At 68.6% G+C, this 15,799-nt stretch carries 19 protein-coding genes; 11 read left to right on the top strand and 8 right to left on the bottom strand.

Annotation, left to right across the window (positions count from 1 at the left end; translation table 11 throughout):
- Positions 1-281: 281 nt before the first annotated feature.
- Positions 282-890 (top strand): 5-(carboxyamino)imidazole ribonucleotide mutase, encoded by a 609-nt coding sequence (gene purE, locus EP28_RS04135; protein ID WP_049982719.1) that lies wholly within the window; start codon positions 282-284, stop codon positions 888-890.
- Between the two features lie 61 nt (positions 891-951).
- Entirely contained in the window at positions 952-2,190 is a 1,239-nt protein-coding gene (locus EP28_RS04130; protein WP_049982718.1) for an NAD(P)/FAD-dependent oxidoreductase, read from the top strand.
- A gap of 76 nt (positions 2,191-2,266) precedes the next feature.
- Here the strand turns inward: EP28_RS04130 and EP28_RS04125 are convergent, their stop codons facing one another.
- Both EP28_RS04125 and EP28_RS14350 read right to left on the bottom strand, forming a co-directional pair.
- Positions 2,267-2,737 carry an Hsp20/alpha crystallin family protein gene (locus tag EP28_RS04125; RefSeq protein ID WP_049982717.1) on the bottom strand — a complete coding sequence of 157 codons (471 nt, stop codon included), beginning with the start codon at positions 2,735-2,737 and terminating at the stop codon, positions 2,267-2,269.
- Positions 2,738-2,741: 4 nt separating this feature from the next.
- Entirely contained in the window at positions 2,742-2,897 is a 156-nt protein-coding gene (locus EP28_RS14350) for a DUF7559 family protein (RefSeq protein ID WP_196219602.1), read from the bottom strand.
- 303 nt (positions 2,898-3,200) lie between these two features.
- Between EP28_RS14350 and EP28_RS04120 the strand changes: the two genes are divergently transcribed.
- Both EP28_RS04120 and EP28_RS04115 read left to right on the top strand, forming a co-directional pair.
- On the top strand, positions 3,201-5,078 hold the full coding sequence (locus tag EP28_RS04120; protein WP_049982716.1) for a radical SAM protein: 1,878 nt from the start codon (positions 3,201-3,203) through the stop codon (positions 5,076-5,078).
- A 2-nt stretch (positions 5,079-5,080) separates the two neighbouring features.
- The gene (locus EP28_RS04115; protein ID WP_049982715.1) at positions 5,081-6,052 is read left to right on the top strand and encodes an MBL fold metallo-hydrolase; all 972 of its coding nucleotides are present in this window, start codon (positions 5,081-5,083) and stop codon (positions 6,050-6,052) included.
- A 15-nt stretch (positions 6,053-6,067) separates the two neighbouring features.
- Here EP28_RS04115 and EP28_RS04110 read toward each other — a convergent pair whose 3' ends face one another.
- Complete coding sequence (locus EP28_RS04110; protein ID WP_049982823.1) at positions 6,068-6,688, bottom strand: HAD family hydrolase; 621 nt, start codon at positions 6,686-6,688, stop codon at positions 6,068-6,070.
- 75 nt (positions 6,689-6,763) lie between these two features.
- Complete coding sequence (locus EP28_RS04105) at positions 6,764-7,252, bottom strand: DUF7321 family protein (protein WP_049982714.1); 489 nt, start codon at positions 7,250-7,252, stop codon at positions 6,764-6,766.
- A gap of 155 nt (positions 7,253-7,407) precedes the next feature.
- Between EP28_RS04105 and EP28_RS04100 the strand changes: the two genes are divergently transcribed.
- The 7 genes from EP28_RS04100 (at position 7,408) to EP28_RS04070 (ending at position 11,793) form a co-directional block, all read left to right on the top strand.
- Positions 7,408-8,292, top strand: a complete 885-nt coding sequence (locus EP28_RS04100) for a DUF7319 domain-containing protein (RefSeq protein ID WP_049982713.1) — start codon at positions 7,408-7,410, stop codon at positions 8,290-8,292.
- A gap of 95 nt (positions 8,293-8,387) precedes the next feature.
- Positions 8,388-9,038 carry a halocyanin domain-containing protein gene (locus EP28_RS04095; RefSeq protein WP_049982712.1) on the top strand — a complete coding sequence of 217 codons (651 nt, stop codon included), beginning with the start codon at positions 8,388-8,390 and terminating at the stop codon, positions 9,036-9,038.
- Complete coding sequence (locus tag EP28_RS04090; RefSeq protein WP_049982711.1) at positions 9,035-9,424, top strand: DUF7318 family protein; 390 nt, start codon at positions 9,035-9,037, stop codon at positions 9,422-9,424. The genes EP28_RS04095 and EP28_RS04090 overlap by 4 nt, the downstream gene beginning before the upstream one ends.
- Before the next feature lie 7 nt (positions 9,425-9,431).
- Positions 9,432-10,241, top strand: a complete 810-nt coding sequence (locus tag EP28_RS04085; protein WP_049982710.1) for a cytochrome b — start codon at positions 9,432-9,434, stop codon at positions 10,239-10,241.
- 4 nt (positions 10,242-10,245) lie between these two features.
- Positions 10,246-11,034, top strand: a complete 789-nt coding sequence (locus EP28_RS04080; protein WP_049982709.1) for a cytochrome b family protein — start codon at positions 10,246-10,248, stop codon at positions 11,032-11,034.
- A gap of 32 nt (positions 11,035-11,066) precedes the next feature.
- Positions 11,067-11,504, top strand: coding sequence for a DUF7315 family membrane protein (locus tag EP28_RS04075; RefSeq protein ID WP_049982708.1), 438 nt, complete (start codon positions 11,067-11,069; stop codon positions 11,502-11,504).
- A 4-nt stretch (positions 11,505-11,508) separates the two neighbouring features.
- On the top strand, positions 11,509-11,793 hold the full coding sequence (locus EP28_RS04070; RefSeq protein WP_049982707.1) for a DUF7314 family protein: 285 nt from the start codon (positions 11,509-11,511) through the stop codon (positions 11,791-11,793).
- A 510-nt stretch (positions 11,794-12,303) separates the two neighbouring features.
- Here EP28_RS04070 and EP28_RS04060 read toward each other — a convergent pair.
- The 4 genes from EP28_RS04060 to EP28_RS04045 form a co-directional block, all read right to left on the bottom strand.
- Positions 12,304-12,747 carry a DUF7313 family protein gene (locus tag EP28_RS04060; protein ID WP_049982705.1) on the bottom strand — a complete coding sequence of 148 codons (444 nt, stop codon included), beginning with the start codon at positions 12,745-12,747 and terminating at the stop codon, positions 12,304-12,306.
- Positions 12,748-12,761: 14 nt separating this feature from the next.
- Positions 12,762-13,607: an NAD(+)/NADH kinase gene (locus tag EP28_RS04055; RefSeq protein ID WP_049982704.1), complete on the bottom strand. Its 846-nt coding sequence runs from the start codon at positions 13,605-13,607 to the stop codon at positions 12,762-12,764.
- A 71-nt stretch (positions 13,608-13,678) separates the two neighbouring features.
- Positions 13,679-15,031 (bottom strand): M28 family peptidase, encoded by a 1,353-nt coding sequence (locus EP28_RS04050; protein WP_049982703.1) that lies wholly within the window; start codon positions 15,029-15,031, stop codon positions 13,679-13,681.
- Positions 15,032-15,115: 84 nt separating this feature from the next.
- Entirely contained in the window at positions 15,116-15,751 is a 636-nt protein-coding gene (locus EP28_RS04045; RefSeq protein WP_049982702.1) for a DUF420 domain-containing protein, read from the bottom strand.
- Positions 15,752-15,799 lie beyond the last annotated feature (48 nt).

Below are 15,799 nucleotides of genomic sequence, written 5' to 3'. Positions count from 1 at the left end.
CGAACCCCGAACGCAGTGCCGTACGACTGAAAGACACCCCGCGACGCGAAGACCTCGAGGCGACGACCAGCCCGGCCGCCCGACTGCTGACGTGGCTGCGTTCCTAACTGATCGCGCTCCTGTTTTGAACGGCGGTTCCCGGTCGGATGCGGCGTGAGATACGCGGTTTGTGTGCCGGGAGACGACCGTCCGGTTTCTGTGCTCTGTCGGTCGTGTCGAGGTCCGGGTTCCCAGTCGCCGCATTCGGCACTTCCTTACCGGCCCCCGTCGAACGACGCGCCATGACCACGGTGCAGGACCTCATCGACAGGCTCGACGCGGAAGCGGACGCCGACGCCGACCCGGAGGCCACGCCCGATATCGGGATCATCATGGGATCCGACTCCGACCTCCCGACGATGGAGGGCGCGTACGACGCGCTCGACGCGCTCGGGTTCGCGGAACAGACCGACTTCCACGACGCGCCGGACGCCCGGTTCACCTACGAGAGCTACGTCGTCTCCGCGCACCGCACTCCCGAACTCATGTCCGCCTACGGCGAGACCGCGGCCGCCCGCGGCCTCGACGTGATCATCGCCGGCGCGGGGGGGAAGTCGGCCGACCTCCCGAACATGACCGCTTCCATCGCGTATCCGATCCCCGTGATCGGCGTGCCCGTTCAAGAGAAGTCGGTCGACTCCGTCATCGGGATGCCCACCGGTGCGCCCATCGTCGCCGTCGACGCCGGCAAGTCGTTCAACGCCGGGCTCTCGGCCGCGCAGGTGCTCGCACGCGAGCACGACGCGATCGAAGCGCGGCTGGTGGAGTATCACGAGGAGTTACAGGGCGGCGTCGCCGACGTCTCCGCGGACCTCCACGACCTCGGCATCGACGGCTTCCGCGAGCGGTAGTGTCACCCAGCCCCAACCAGTCCGCGTCCGCCGCCCCCGCGGTACCCGATCGCCCCCGACGATGATCGATCGCGACGAACCCGTGCCCACGGTCGCGGTCGTCGGCGGCGGCGCGGTCGGCGTCACCACCGCGGCAGACCTCGCCGCCCGCGGCGCAGCCGTGACGCTCTTCGATCGTGGCGACCTCGGAGCCGAGAGTTCCGGACGCGCCGCCGGCGTGTTGTACGACGCCTACGCCGAGGACGTCGACGCCGCGATCGCCGCCCGATCCATGGAGCGGTTCCGGGCGTTCGGTCGGTCGCTGCCCGGCTTCGAGTTCACTCCGTGTCCGTACGTCATCGCGGTCCGCGAGGGCGACGCGGACGCCGACGCCGTGCCGGCGATGGTCGATCGGATGCGCGCTCACGGACGGGCGGTGACGCTCGTCGACCCCGCGTCGCTCGCCGACCGCTTCCCGATCGCCGCGGACGACCTCGCCGCCGCGGCGGTGGCCGAAACCGCCGGCTTCTGTGACCCCGCGAGCTACGTCGCCGCCGTGGCCGCCCGCGCCCGCCGCGAGGGCGTCGCGGTCGTGACGGATGCCCCGGTGTCGCTGTCCCGCGGCGGCGACCGCCCGGCGGTCCGGATACTGGATCCGAGCGGGTCAGGAGAGGCGTCTGGCCGCCGCGACCGCGAGTTCGACGCGGTCGTCGTCGCGGTCGGCGCACACACCGCCTCCGTCCTCGCGGACGCCGGCGTCGACGTGCCGGTGATACCCTACCGCGTGCAGGCGCTCGTGGCTCCCGTTTCCTACGACGGACCGATGGTCTACGACGCGACCGCGGGCGTCTACCTCCGCCCGCATCCGACGGGGCTCCTCGCCGGCGACGGGACCGAACCGGTCGCGGCCGACCCCGACGCCTACGACCGCACGGCCGACGACTGGTTCGTCGACTCGACGTCCGTGACCCTTCGCGACCGCCTCGCCGACACGCCCGTCGATGACGGGGTGCCCGATGACGGGGTGTCGGTGGATCGCGCGTGGGCCGGGCTCTGTACGGCGACGCCGGACGGCGACCCGCTCGTCGGTCCGGTCGCCGACCTCGACGGCGTCTTCGTCGCCGCCGGCTGGCAGGGTCACGGGTTCATGCGCGCTCCGGCTATCGGCGAGCACGTCGCTGAGGGAGTGCTTGCGTCGATTTCTACCGACGGCGGGACGGACGATCCGTGGATCGATGCCTTCGACCCCGGACGGTTCGACGGCGACGAGACCTTCGAGATCGCCGAGGGAATGGCCGTGGAACGGCGAGACGGAGAGTGATCGCACGACAGGGCGTGATCGCACGACAGGGTGTGATCGCACACACGGGAACGCCGACGGAACGAGGTTCGGTCGATTAGGCGGCGTCCGTCGAGTCGCCGTCTGCCGAGCCGTCGTCGGTCGAGTCGTCGGCCGCGCGCTCTTCGACGACGGCCACGTCGCTCGCCGCGTCGGACTTGGGAATCTCGACGTGAAGCGTCCCGTTCCGCGCGAGCGTCGCGTTCGCCCCCTGCGGCGTCACGTTCGCGTCGGCCGGCAGATCGACGGTTCCGGACAGCGAGACGCCTCGCCCGGGAAAGATCAGATCGTAGCCGTCGTAGAAGTTGCGGAACCGATCGAGTGTGACCTCGACCGTGTGATCGAGAAACGTGACGTTCAGGTCCTCGCCGCGGACGCCCGGCGCGTCGAAGACGACGAGGTAGGCGTCGTCGCTCTCGAGGAGGTCGTACGAGAGCGGGCGACGTTCCTGCATCTTGCTCCACCCTCGCCCGACGCGTTCGAGTGCCTCTCGGAGCGCCGACCGTCCGGCTTCGACGAGTCCGCTCACGGGCTCACACCTCGATTTCCGCGAGGTCGCTCCCGCCGCAGTACGGACACGAGAGGTCCGCGACCGAGTGGTCGTCGGGAACGTCGTAGGTGTAGTGGGTCTCGAACATGTCGAGTTCGCAGTCGCCGGCCTCGCACTTGACCTCCATGGTCGATGGCATATACACCAACGTTGGACCGGCGGCGGCTTAAACGGCGTGGCGGCGGAACCGGCGTGGTCGAGTCAGACCCACTCGACGCCGTGACGCCGGCGGCGATCGCCTCGCTGGCGACCCGCTCGGAGCCGTCGGCCGTGTAGCGGACGACCGGCGCGTCCGGGCCGGCCTCGCGCACGCGGTCGAGGAAACCCGACCCCGTCCCACTCGGACGGGCAGTGGTCGGAGACGACGGCACGCTCGCAGGGCGCGCCGAGTCTCCGCGCGTTCCGCACGCTTTTCCCGTCTCGGCCGCCTACGCGAGGTAACATGACCGATTCGCCCGCGGCCGGTCGCGGCTCCCTCCCGCCCGACCCGGCCGACCTGTCCGTCACCATCGTCGACGGGTACGTCGACGAGCCGGCGCACTTCGGCGTGCCGCCGTACATCTCGACGTATCCCCGATACACGGCCGGCGCACTCGTCGACGCCGGCGTGCCCGCCTCGCAGATCACCTACCACACGATCGACGAGCTTCGTGACGACCGGAGCAAACACGCCGACGTCGCGAACGCGGATCTCTTCGTCTACGTCGGCGGGATGACGGTGCCCGGCAAGTACGTCGGCGGCACCCCGGCCGAGCCGGACGAGGTGCGAGAGCTCGGGTGGACCGCGGAGGGCGTCACCCTGCTCGGCGGGCCCGTGCGGTTCGGCGTCGGCGAGGAGAACGCCGGCGCGACCGAGACCGAGCGCGACGACCTCGACTACGACTTCGTCGCGATGGGCGACGTGGAGGCGGCCGCGTACGATCTCGTCTGCGAGGGGTTGGAAGGGTACGGCAACCGGATGCGAGGAAACGAGGAGGTCGACCGCTGGGCCCGCAAGGGAGCGTTCGTCGTCGAGCAACATCCCAACCACCCGGACTACCTCATCTGCGAGATGGAGACCTCTCGCGGCTGCGCGTACCGCTGTTCGTTCTGCACGGAGCCGCTGTACGGGAACCCGGCGTTCCGCGACGCCCGCTCCGTCGTGAGCGAGGTCGACGCGCTCTCCGAGAGGGGCGTCAGGCACTTCCGGCTCGGGCGGCAGGCCGACATCCTCGCGTTCGGCGGCGACGGCGAGGCACCGAACCCGGACGCCTTGCGGGAGCTGTACGGCGGTATCCGCGAGGTCGCGCCCGACCTCCGGACGCTCCACCTCGACAACATGAACCCGGTGACGATCACGGAGTACCCCGAGGCCTCCCGCGAGGCGATCCGGGTCATCGCCGCACACAACACGCCGGGCGACACGGCGGCATTCGGGCTGGAGTCAGCGGACCCGGTCGTTCAGGAGCAGAACAACCTGCTCGTCACCGCGGAGGAGTGTCTGGAGGCGGTTCGCGTCGTCAACGAGGAGGGCGGCTGGCGGCCGGGGGACACGCCCGAGTCGACGCCGGGCGACCCGGACCGCCTCGTCGGCCCGTCCGCGGGGCCGGACGCCTCGCCGCGGCTGCCGAAGCTCCTTCCCGGGATCAACCTCGTCCACGGGCTCGCGGGCGAGCGGCCCGAGACGTACGAGCACAACAAGCGGTTTCTTCAGCGCGTCTACGACGAGGGGCTGATGCTGCGCCGGATCAACGTCCGGCAGGTGATGGCGTTCGCGGGCACCGAGATGGCCGAGACGGGAGCCGAGATCGCACAGGAACACAAAGACCAGTTCCAGTCGTACAAACGGGAGGTTCGCGAGACGATAGACAACCCGATGCTCGACCGGGTCGTCCCGCCGGGAACCGTCCTGCCGGACGTCCACTTGGAGTACCATCAGGACGGGAAGACGTTCGGTCGCCAGCTCGGCACCTACGCGCTGCTCGTCGCCGTCCCCGGTGAGCGCGAGCTGGGGACCGCGATCGACGTGGCGATCACGGACCACGGCTACCGGTCCGTCACGGGCGTCCCCTACCCGCTCGACGTCAACGCCGCGTCGATGGACGAGCTGACCGCGATCCCGGGGATCAACCGGAACACTGCGGGCGACGTCGTCGTCGGCCGCCCGTACGCCTCGATCGACGAGGTCGACGCCGGCGTCGCAGACCTCTCACGGTTCACCGTCGTCGACGACGTCGACGTCCCGATCCCCGGCCGCGAGCGGACGGGGTCCGGTCCGGGTCCGGCCGCGCGGTCGCTTCTCGACCGGCGAGACTCCTCCTCGGTCGGCCGCGGCGACTGACGATGACGGGGAGTCGCGAGAGGTCGACGCCGTCGGAGCCCTCGATAACCCGCGTCGAGGTGCCGGTCGAGACTCGCGCGCCCGGCGGAACGACGAACGCGTACCTCGTCGACGGCGTTCTCGTCGACCCCGCGGCCCGCACGGCCGCGCTGGATGCGGCCGTCGGCGTCGGGGTTGGTGACGCCGTCAGTGTCGGCGACGCAGCCGGGTCCGGTGACACAGTCGGGACCGGTGTCGAGGGTCACGACGCGGAGACGACACGCGCGGTCAGCGCAGAGACGACACGCGCGATCGACGCGATCGCTGTCACCCACACGCATCCGGACCACGTCGGGGCGGTCGCGGCGTACGCCGAACTGACGGGCGCGACCGTCGTGGCCCACGCCGACCACGTCAATCGGTTCGCGGACGCGACGGGGATCGAGCCGGACGAGACCGTCCGCGACGGCGACTGGATCGACGACACCGCCGTCCGCGCGATCGAGACTCCCGGTCACGCCGCCGATCATCTCGCGTTCGCGGTCGCCGGCAGAAGCGGTGGCGGAACCGGTGGCGGGGACGCCACAGCCGATCGCCGCGAACTGATCTGCGGCGACCTCGCCGTCGCGGAGGGGAGCGTCGTGGTCGGCGCTCCGGACGGGGACCTCGCCGCGTACCTCGCGAGCCTCGAACGCGTCCGCGACGACGATTACGACCGACTGTGGCCGGGCCACGGACCGCCGATCGACGATCCGAGGGCTACCTGTCAGCGACTGATCGACCACCGGGTAGACCGAGAACGGTCGGTTCTCGCCGCGATCGAGGGGGGCGCACGCGACCTCGACGCCGTCCTCGACGCCGCCTACGACAAGGATCTCTCGGGCGTCGAAGACCTCGCCCGGGCGACCGTCGTCGCGCACCTGGAAAAGCTCCTCGCGGAGGGACGAATTGGCCCGGCGTGGGAGGAACGGATCGCCCGCGTGGACGGTCGTTGAGCCGCGCTCAGGCGATCACTGCTGTGCTTCGAGCTCGCCCGCGACTGCCGACAGAGGCGTCTCCGTCACGTCGACGAAGCGGCCGCCGACCTCGACGACCCCCCCGTCGGTCTCGGGGTCGTCGCCGACGTGGATCAGGGTTTCTGGCGCGGTTCCGAGCGCGTCGGCGGCGGCCTCGAACGCCTCCGCGTGCGGCTTTCGCCAGCCGCAGCCGACGCTCGTCGTGACCGCGTCGAACTCGCCGCGGAGCCCGGCGCGGATCAGCGTCTTCGGAACCAGTTCGGGGACGGCGCAGTTCGAGAGCAGGCCGACCGGCCCCTGTTCGCTCACGGCGCGGACGGCGTCGAGCGCGCCGTCCCGTCGGGTCACGTCGGGATCGAACGCCGCGACCACGGCGTGTCGGACGACGGTGCCGCCGGCGTCGACGCCGCGAGACTCGAGCGCGTGCGCGACGTGTGCCGGCAGCGGGACCTCGGCACCGGCGGGTGCGTCCACGTGTCGCTCGCCGTACGCGACGTGCCAGTCGTCGGGCACGTCCACGCCGCGCGACTCCAGTTCGCGCGCGACAACCTCTGCCGGGTCGGACGGGTACGCGACGTCGACGAGCGTCCCGAACAGATCGAAGGTGACTGCCACGATGGCAGACATAGGGGCAAACCGGGATTGAAGCTGTCGGTCGCCGCGACCGGCCCGCGGATCGTTCGATCCGGGTCACCCGCCCATCGTCGGGGCGACGTGGATCGCGTAGAACCGGTACAGACCGGTGACCCACGCGCAGAGCCAGAGCAGCATGAACCCGGCCACGCCGACGCGGAGCCGCGAGCGCCAGTGGCCCATGTCCTCGTGGATCTCGTCGATGTCGACGTCGGGGTTCTCGTAGGCGTCGGCGTTCCGCTTCGCTTGGAGGATACGGGCGATCCCGGTGAGCGCGAACGCGAGCAGCGCGTACGCCTGCAGGCCGAAGAACGCGTGGATCACGGCGAGGCCGGTCAGCCGCTGGAAGAGCCGGGGGATCATCCATCCGACCACCGGAACCGTGGTCAACGCGAGCCCCACGCCGATGTGCCGCAAGTGGTGTGTGAGCACGTTCCACGTCACGGTTTCGGCGTCGATCATGATCCACGCCCCGTAGAGGAGAAACGGGAGACTGGCCGTCACGGACAGCCCCGCGCCCGCCGCGACGACCGACGAATCTACCATCGTCCATCGGTACGGACTCCGGTGCGTAAAACTCCTCGATCGGCCGGCGAGGTTCCTGTTGACCGCCGGTCACACAGGAGGCCAACCGCGCTCGTCACCGATCGCTCGGCCGCGGACGAAAACAGTTAGCGTCCGGAGCCCGTATCCCCGGGACGATGGAGGACACCTCGACGGGATCGGACGCCGCACCCCGGTCAGATCCGGAGGCGCAATCGGACCGAGACACCGGGTCGGCGGGCGACGCTCGGCCGGAGCGAGACCGGGCACCCGACGAGTCCGCCGACGGACCCACCGAGTCCGCCGACGGACCCACCGAGTCCGCCGACGACCTCGACGAACTCCGCGATCGGGTCGAGTCCGAGTACGACTTCGACGACTTCGGTCCGTCGGACATGGCACGGATGAGCGCCGAGGAGTGGGACGCCGCCTTCGACCCCGACACATGGATCACGGGGGACCGGCTCCTCGACCGGGCCGCAGACGAGTTGAAATCCCGCATCGCTCGTCGAGACGTGTTCGGCGTCTTAGAACGCGTTCGCGCCGACGACGGCGAGCGCCTCCTCGTCTACTCCGACGAGGGATACGCGATCATCCGTCCGACCGGCGAGGTGATAGGGCAGGGAACCGTCCTCAGAGACGTCGAGCCGATCGTCGCACTCGCGGCGATGGAGTCGTACGAGGTACCGGAGCCGCCGGACGACTGGTCGCTTCCCCACCCCGACAGTGTTCCTGAGGGGACTGGCGAGTTCGGGAACCTGTTGATACAGGTGATCGCGGCCGTGCAGGTTCTCGCCGGCGCGACGCTTCTCGTCGCCACCGTCGCGACCGACCTCTCCACGATCGTCGCCCCGGCGATGGGAATCTTGTTCCTCGTCGTCGGTGCGTTCCTGTTCGTGATCGTGGCGAACGCGCGGCTCTCCGATCGCTTCCGATCCGAAGAGTATCGCAACCGGTTGCGGGCGCTCCGCGAGGCGAAGGAACGCCCCGAGTTCGTCCCGGTCGACGAGGGGGGCGTGATCGAGGACGAGTTGGAGGTGTGAACCGGCGATATCGGGTGTTACAGGCCTTGTAAACCCCTCCGCGTCTACGGGTTCAGTCGGTGGGTTTAAGCGCACCCCGTCCTGAGTGAACCTGTATGAAAAGGCGGGAATTCGTGCGGACGGCCGGCGGTGCGACCGCCGCGGTCGCGGCCGGGGCCGGGGCGACCGGATCGGCCGCCGCACAGGAAGTGCAACCGGAGTGGCCAAGCGGGGTCACGAGTGGGAACCTCGGGTCGTACGTCGACGCCCGCGGCCAGAGCGAAGTGACCGTCCAAGTCGGCGCTGGCGACAGCGGCCTCGCGTTCGACCCCACCAAGCTGTGGGTCGACACGGGCACGACGATTACGTGGGAGTGGACGGGCAACGGGGGCGCACACAACGTCCAGACCGTCGAGGGCGGCGGCCCGGCGAGCCTCGACAGCGGCGACCCGGTCGGTGAAGAGGGATACACCTACGAGTACGAGGTGACCGAAGAGGACGCGGGCATCACCCACTACCACTGCGTTCCGCACACGGCCGTCGGCATGCACGCCGGCCTCGCCGTCGGCGAGGACGTTCCGACCGTCGAAGCCGGCGGGGGCGGGTCGAATGGATGGCCCGAAGACATCGCGCACGTCGGCGTGGTGCTCCACCCGCACTGGGTCGGCCTCGCCGCGATCCTCGGCGTCGGGCTCACGTTCGTCTTCACGTTCTACCAGCTGAAGTACGGTGAGTCCGCACACACCGGACACGGGGGTGCAAGATGAGTTCCAACGAGTCATCCTACGGCGACATCCACCGGTACGAGCCCGCAAGAGAGAGCACCGCCGCCGCGATCGCGATCGTCTTACTGACCATCATCGAGGTCGTGTTAGTCTCGCTTTTCGTCTACGGACTCATGTCAGCGTGGGCCTCGACGGAGTTCGGCAACATGTTCGTCGGCGCGCTGCTGGCGATGATCTTCCTCGACCTCGCGTTCGTCCTCATGTTGTACCGCAAGGAGTTCCTCCCCGACGTGATGATTGTGAAGAAGCGCCGCCGCAAGTGGGAGGATCTGTACGTCCGCGAAGAGGAAAAAGACGGCGTGACGGTGGACACCGGAAGCGCGGTCGAGACGCTCAAACGCGCCGTGTACCCCTACTACAAGAAGTGATCCCCCAATGAGTCTCAAAAAACAAGACGAGATGGACCACAACGCGTGGCTCAAAAAGCAGGATCTGACGGTCATCGAGACTGCCTTTTTGACCACGCTCATCTGGCTGGACAAGCGGCTTCGCATCGTCGACTACCTCGAACTGCTGGAGACGATGTACTACCGTGCGAACCTCCAGATGCCGAAAAGCCACACCGAACAGTACGATCTGGACAATAAGTTCTGGTACTGGTACCCGCTCTACTCGCTGGGCTCGCTGTCGATCATCGCGTACCTCGTCGCGGCGATCACCGGCGCGCTGTTGGGGTTCTACTACTCCCCGTCGACCGCAGGCGCGGCCGCGCAGGGCGACCCCACCGCAGCGTACGACTCGCTCGTGATGATCATGACCGACGTCCAGTTCGGCTACATGCTCCGGTCGATCCACAAGTGGGCCGCCCAGTTCATGACGGCGGCGGTGTTCCTCCACATGCTCCGCGTGTACTTCACCGGGTCGTACAAGGAGCCGCGTGAGGTCAACTGGGTGCTCGGCGTCGTCCTCATCGCGCTGACGCTGTTCTTCGGGTTCTCCGGGTACGTCCTCCCGTGGAAACAGCTGTCCTTCTGGGCGGCACAGATCGGCGTCGAGATGGCCCTCGCGACGCCCATTATCGGCGAGTGGGCCGCACAGCTCGTCTTCGGTGGGTTCACGCTCGGCCAAGCGACGCTCGTGAGAATGTACATCCTGCACGTCTTCGTGTTGCCGTTCGTGGTGACCGGCCTTATCGCGCTCCACGTCGGCATCGTCTGGGTGCAGGGTATCGCGGAGCCGCACTAATCCAATGACCGACGATCACACTCCCATGACTGACGGAGGCACCGACGGCGAAGCGCGCACCGACGGCGGTCCGCCGGCGACGGTTCCGCCGGACGACGAGACGCCGACCTGGTCCGAGCGCAAGGAGCGCTCGCAGGGGCTCGCACAGCTCACCTACCAGTACTTCGAGCGCTCGCGCCGCGAGGACGAGGATCTCCGCACCGAGTCGACGTACGTCGAGCGCGACGTGCTCGGCTTCCCGGCGTGGCCACACGAGACGCTCCGGAACCTCGCTATCACGAGTTTCTTTATCGGAATTATCGTGCTCGTTGCGGCCGTGTTGCCGGTCCACTTCGGGTCGCCGGCGAACCCCGGCTCGACGCCCTCGGTCATTCTTCCAGACTGGTACCTCTACTGGTCGTTCGGCCTGCTGAAGCTCAACCCGATAAACCCCGGCCTCGAAGTGCTCGGCGGGAACATCCTCCTCGGTAACGAGTTCCTCGGGATCATCGCGCACGGTATCATCTTCGCGGCCATCACCCTCGTTCCCTTCCTCAACAAGGGGAGCGCGCGACGGCCCGTCGAGCAGCCGTTCTGGAGTGCCGTCGGCGTCACGGGCGTCGTCCTCTCGTTCACGCTCGCCGCCCTCGCGATCCAGAACTTCTTCCCCATCGGGCTCGACCTGCTTTTCACGCTCACGTTCCTGCTGCCGGCGCTCGGCGGCATCATCACCTACGCGGTGTTGAAGACGATGCGTGAAGGGTACATGTACGACCTGAATCGGCGGTACTACATGCTGCGGCCGCCGAAGTAACGGCACCCACCCGCCGGCCCCATCATCGTTTCATGTCTTCATCTCCTTCAGCCGCCGATGACGATCCGCAGGCGTTCGACGAGACGGGCGATCCCGTCGCGGCGGACGACCGAGACGACCCGCGGAACGAGCCGACCGGTCCCCGAGAGGGACCTGCAGGCCGCGAGGTCGTCGTTCCCTTTCGGCTCTACAAGGCCGTCACGGTGTTCTCGACGCTCGCGGCGGCGCTCGCGTACATCGTCGGATTCACCCTCATCGACGCGGCGACGCTCCAGTTGAGCGTCGTCCGGACCGTGATCATCTACGTGCTCGACGGCGTCGGCGTTCGCCCGCCGGACGACGTGCTCGTCGCGGCGCTCGCGATCGCCGGAATCGGGTTCATCGCCGCCGGAACGGCGGTGTACGTCTTGGGGACGCGATTCCGTGGGCGCGGGATGGGAAAGTCTCAAGACGGCCCCGACGAATCATGAGGTAATGGCAGACGAGTTCATCAAAGGGTTCGCCCTGTTCGCGATCGGGGCGCTCGCCTGGTTCACCTTCGGCGGCTGGTACCGGACACCGTCGTACTACAATATCGTCCAACTTGTTAACCCTGCAGAGGGTGTCAACACCGCCTACGGACAGATCGGCCTCCTCGCGGGCGACGTCGCCTTCTGGCTCATGATCGTGGGCCCGATCGTGTTCTGGGTCCTCATCCCTGCGAGCCGCGAGCTTCGAAAGTCGCTGAACGACGACGGCGACGCCGAAGCCGCGAACTGAGCGACGCTCCCTCGTTTCGAGCGAACGGCTACTTTTTGATCTCGGCAGACACCAGCGGATGTGCGCGCTCTCGGCCGGGAGCGTGTTCGTGTCTCGTCGTCGGGTATCCGCTTACGCGACACCCCTGAGGACGTCGAGCGGTGGACTGTGGCTACCGAGTGTGATGAGTACAGCGCGGTTGCGACTACCGGTCTCCAGTCGTTTGGCGGCACCACCGCGCAGACACTGGCCGCGTCTCCGGACGACGTCGGTAGTAGAGTAGTGACGCTCCACCGTCTTGACGGCCGACCGGACGTCGCGAACGCGGAGCGCGGCTCGGTGCGCGTGCTCGGGGGTGTGCGTATCGCGTTCGGCAGCGCCGCCAGTCGGACGGCGGTGTGGAAAAAGCGCGGAGCGTGTCCGCGGAAACGAGACGGTGGGCGACGATTCGTGCCACTGCAGTCGGGCAGCCGACAGCCACGGTGGCCGGCCGCCGGAGAACGACGCGTCGTCGGTGAGGACTGAAACCGCCTACGCGACGATGAACTGGTTCCAGATTCCCTCGACGAGGAAGAACAGCGCGTAGTAGGAGGCGAACACCATGAGCAGGACCGAGGCGGCGATCGCGCTTTTGGGCGCCTCGATCGTCATGTCGTTACGGGCTTCGACGTTGCGTGCCTCCAGTTCGAACAGGTCGGCGATCAGCATCGTGATGACGATCACGGAGATGATGACGCCGCTGACCGGCGAGTCGATGGCGAACAGGACGCCCAACAGGAGGAGTCCGACGTTCGTGAACACATGTGGCGTGTACGACTCGACGCTGTCGCCGTCCGACCCCTGGTCGACGTGTCGCCTGTGCGCGAGGTGGCGCGTCACGAGATTCGCGACGGCCATGGTGAAGATCGCGTACGGCAGCACCGGTCCGACGGCGGACAGCCAGCCGAGGGGAACGAGGAACTGCAGTGGGTCCATACCGACACATCCGGTTACGAGTTATTAGAGTGTTTCCGATCGTCGCGCTCGGAACCCGGTGTCGCCACCACGAGGTCGACCCGATCGACCGCCTCGATCGCGGTCGGCCGGTTCGGGTCGACGAGCGTGCGCTTCGCGCCGTCGACGACCAGCGCGACCGGCTCCTCTTCGCGTTCGACCGTCACGGTCAGTTCCGACGCGGCGATCCACGAGTCGGTCTGCGTCCTGAACGGCGCGATCGGCGTCACCGCGAGACCCCCGCCGGGTTCCACGATCGGTGCGCCGGCGGCGTTCGCGTACCCGCCGCTGCCCAGCGGCGTCGCGACCACGACGCCGTCCGCGCGGAACGTCGCGGGCGTTCCGTACGCGAACTCGATCGCGAACTCGGAGATCCGCGCGGGCGAATCGGTGACGAACGCGACGTCGAACGCGGCTCGCGGCGACGCCGACGTACCGTCCACCGCGAGGACGGGGTGCGTCGCCCGCCGGACGCCGTCTATCGGCGCGAGCGCCGCGTCGCGCGCGTCGTTCGAGCCGGGAGTCGCCGGCTCGGCCGTGGCGGGGCCAGCGGAGAACTCGCGGCTGAGCACGTCCTTCAGGCGGCCGACGTCGAGCGCGAACCGGTCGCGGCCGACCGGGATTACCGTCCCGTTCGGCGCGGCGGCGACGGTGTCCCGGAGCGCCTCGCGGCCGACGGCGACGACGACCGCGGCGTCCGCCGCGTCGTTCGACACGGCGGTGGCTGTCGTGGTTGGGAGAGCGTCCCCGGTGCGGTCGACGACGCCGTCGACCGCCCTCCGAATCTCCGCCGTCCGGTCGTCGGTACCGACGACCGTGATCCGGCGTTCCGACGCGTCCATGTTCGGGGTGTGATCGGGGCGTGTGAAAACCTCCCGGTTCGCGGCGAGACGGTTCGGTGCCCGGACGGCGGTCAAAACGGCCAGTCGCCAGTAACCTTCATGCCGGTCGCTTTCCCCTCCGCTTCCAGCGCCGCCGCGATCGCCTCCGGATCGCGTCGCTGCGTGGTCACGGCTCCGTCGGCGAGTTCGACCACGAGTTCGGTCACCACAATGGCCTGTTCGCGGAGGTTCCGCGATTCGAGTTTGTCGAGCGTGTCCGCGCCGGTGTGTCCCCAGCCGCGGCCTCGGTCCGCGGTCTCGCCGGACACCATGTATCCGGGGATCCCGCGCGCGACGAACGGCCAGTGGTCGCTGTGCGGGACGATTTCGGCACCGAGCGACACCGGGTGATCGAACCGATCTCCCACGCGCTCGGCGGCGGATTCGAGCGCGTCGAATCCGTGGTGATCGAATCGCAGCGTGCGGCCGAACACGTTGCTGTCGACGTTGACGACGGCTTTGACTCGGTCGGGGTCGACGTCGGCAGCGAACCGTGAGGACCCGACCAGCCCGACTTCCTCCGCGCCGAACGCACAGAACCGAACTCGGGTGTCGAGGTCGCCCTCCCGAGCGGCCAGCGCGCGGGCGACCTCCACGACCGTCGCCGTCCCAGCGCCGTTGTCCATCGCGCCCTCGGCGATGTCGTGGGCGTCGACGTGCGCGGAGACGATCAGGTACTCGTCGGTCGCGGGGCCGACCTCGGCGACGACGGTGCCGCTCTCCGCCTCGGCGGCGGTACAGTCGACGTCGACGATGAGGTCGTCGCCCTCGTATCGGCGCGCGAGGCGAGCGCCGGTCTCTTTGCTCACTCCGACTGCGGGAATCTCGCCGATCGGCGCGTCGGCGGTCCCGACGCTTCCGGTCGGCGGAAGCGTCCCCTCGATGTGGTTCGCGAAGACGAACGCGGCCGCGCCGGCCTCGACGGCGTGGTAGTACTTCTCGCGCCGGTGGACGAACCGGTCGAGCGAGTCGGGCGTGTCCGAGGAGGCCATCACCACCGCTCCGTCGAGATCATCCGCGGTCTCGAAGTCCTCCGGTATCCCGTATCCGAGGTCGACGAGCTCGCCGGACGCCTCCGCGGCCGGACTCCGCGGGAGCGCGATACACTGGTTCGCGCCGCTCGCGACGGTGGTGGTCCCGTCGTCAGCGGCGTCGTCAGCGACATCTACCCGACGAATCGCGCTGTCACCGCGCGTCCAGCCCTGCACGTCGAACGGCTCGACGCGAGCGTCGCGCGCGCCGACGTCGGCGAGCGCGTCGCGCGTGCGTTCGAGCGCCTCCCGCTCGCCGTCGGAGCCGGCCATTCGGTTCCCGACGTCGACGAGGGATTCGAGGTGGTTCCACCCGACGTCGCTGGTGAACGTGTCGCCGATCCAGTCGGTCATGCGTGTGAGTGCGTCGGCGAGCGCTCAAGGGTTTCGGTGGCGTGCGGCGGTCGGCGCGGGGCGCTCAGCGTGCGCCGCACCCGGCTACAGCGCCGGAACGACTGGGAGAAGCACCGCGGCGGTCTCGGCCGCCTCGAACGTCGAGCCGTACACGTGATTCAACAGGAGGTACGTGACGACGCCGAGGACGAGAGAGAGCAGCCACGCGCTCGCGGCAACCCGGCCCACGCGTCGGTGCGGCGTCTGGTTGCGAAGCTCGCGCTCGGTGTGCGTGAGGCCGAGCACGAGCGCGTAGAGGACGACGGGCACGGAGACGATGGAGAGCAGGATGTGAACCGCGAGCATGATCAGGTACGCGTAGTACGCCGGATCGGGACCGACGAAGTACTTCGTTCCGCCGCCGGCGACCTTCGGGAGGTACATTCCGAGGAACAGCAGAATGAGCGCGAACGACGTGGTCATCGCCGCGGCGTGTTTCTTCACCTCGTCGTTGCGGATCCAGTACCAGCCGAGCGAGAGGGTGACCACGGTGACCGTGTTGACCGCGGCGATGGCGTGCGCGAGGAGATCGACGGTTCCCTCGGTCAGCGTCGGGAACAGCGCTTGAAACTCCGGAACGAGAAAGACCCCGCCGACCGCGCCGTAGCCGACGACGGTGAGAAGCAGGGTGATCGCGCCCGCCCGGTCTTTGGCCCGATCGCGGAGGGTCGCGGTGGACATACACGCGATTGGCGCGGGACGGTTAACTCGCTTTCGAGGCCGGTCGGT

The sequence above is a fragment of the Halorubrum sp. BV1 genome (assembly GCF_000746205.1).
Classification (GTDB): domain Archaea; phylum Halobacteriota; class Halobacteria; order Halobacteriales; family Haloferacaceae; genus Halorubrum.
This window is presented reverse-complemented; position numbering and strand designations above follow the sequence as displayed.

What these genes read in the sequence shown, in the direction of transcription:
- purE (WP_049982719.1), top strand. Translation starts at nt 282, where the DNA reads ATGACCACGGTGCAGGACCTCATCGACAGGCTCGACGCGGAAGCGGAC.
- EP28_RS04130 (WP_049982718.1), top strand. Translation starts at nt 952, where the DNA reads ATGATCGATCGCGACGAACCCGTGCCCACGGTCGCGGTCGTCGGCGGC.
- EP28_RS14350 (WP_196219602.1), bottom strand. Translation starts at nt 2,897, where the DNA reads ATGCCATCGACCATGGAGGTCAAGTGCGAGGCCGGCGACTGCGAACTC.
- EP28_RS04120 (WP_049982716.1), top strand. Translation starts at nt 3,201, where the DNA reads ATGACCGATTCGCCCGCGGCCGGTCGCGGCTCCCTCCCGCCCGACCCG.
- EP28_RS04115 (WP_049982715.1), top strand. Translation starts at nt 5,081, where the DNA reads ATGACGGGGAGTCGCGAGAGGTCGACGCCGTCGGAGCCCTCGATAACC.
- EP28_RS04105 (WP_049982714.1), bottom strand. Translation starts at nt 7,252, where the DNA reads ATGGTAGATTCGTCGGTCGTCGCGGCGGGCGCGGGGCTGTCCGTGACG.
- EP28_RS04100 (WP_049982713.1), top strand. Translation starts at nt 7,408, where the DNA reads ATGGAGGACACCTCGACGGGATCGGACGCCGCACCCCGGTCAGATCCG.
- EP28_RS04095 (WP_049982712.1), top strand. Translation starts at nt 8,388, where the DNA reads ATGAAAAGGCGGGAATTCGTGCGGACGGCCGGCGGTGCGACCGCCGCG.
- EP28_RS04090 (WP_049982711.1), top strand. Translation starts at nt 9,035, where the DNA reads ATGAGTTCCAACGAGTCATCCTACGGCGACATCCACCGGTACGAGCCC.
- EP28_RS04085 (WP_049982710.1), top strand. Translation starts at nt 9,432, where the DNA reads ATGAGTCTCAAAAAACAAGACGAGATGGACCACAACGCGTGGCTCAAA.
- EP28_RS04080 (WP_049982709.1), top strand. Translation starts at nt 10,246, where the DNA reads ATGACCGACGATCACACTCCCATGACTGACGGAGGCACCGACGGCGAA.
- EP28_RS04075 (WP_049982708.1), top strand. Translation starts at nt 11,067, where the DNA reads ATGTCTTCATCTCCTTCAGCCGCCGATGACGATCCGCAGGCGTTCGAC.
- EP28_RS04070 (WP_049982707.1), top strand. Translation starts at nt 11,509, where the DNA reads ATGGCAGACGAGTTCATCAAAGGGTTCGCCCTGTTCGCGATCGGGGCG.
- EP28_RS04060 (WP_049982705.1), bottom strand. Translation starts at nt 12,747, where the DNA reads ATGGACCCACTGCAGTTCCTCGTTCCCCTCGGCTGGCTGTCCGCCGTC.
- EP28_RS04055 (WP_049982704.1), bottom strand. Translation starts at nt 13,607, where the DNA reads ATGGACGCGTCGGAACGCCGGATCACGGTCGTCGGTACCGACGACCGG.
- EP28_RS04050 (WP_049982703.1), bottom strand. Translation starts at nt 15,031, where the DNA reads ATGACCGACTGGATCGGCGACACGTTCACCAGCGACGTCGGGTGGAAC.
- EP28_RS04045 (WP_049982702.1), bottom strand. Translation starts at nt 15,751, where the DNA reads ATGTCCACCGCGACCCTCCGCGATCGGGCCAAAGACCGGGCGGGCGCG.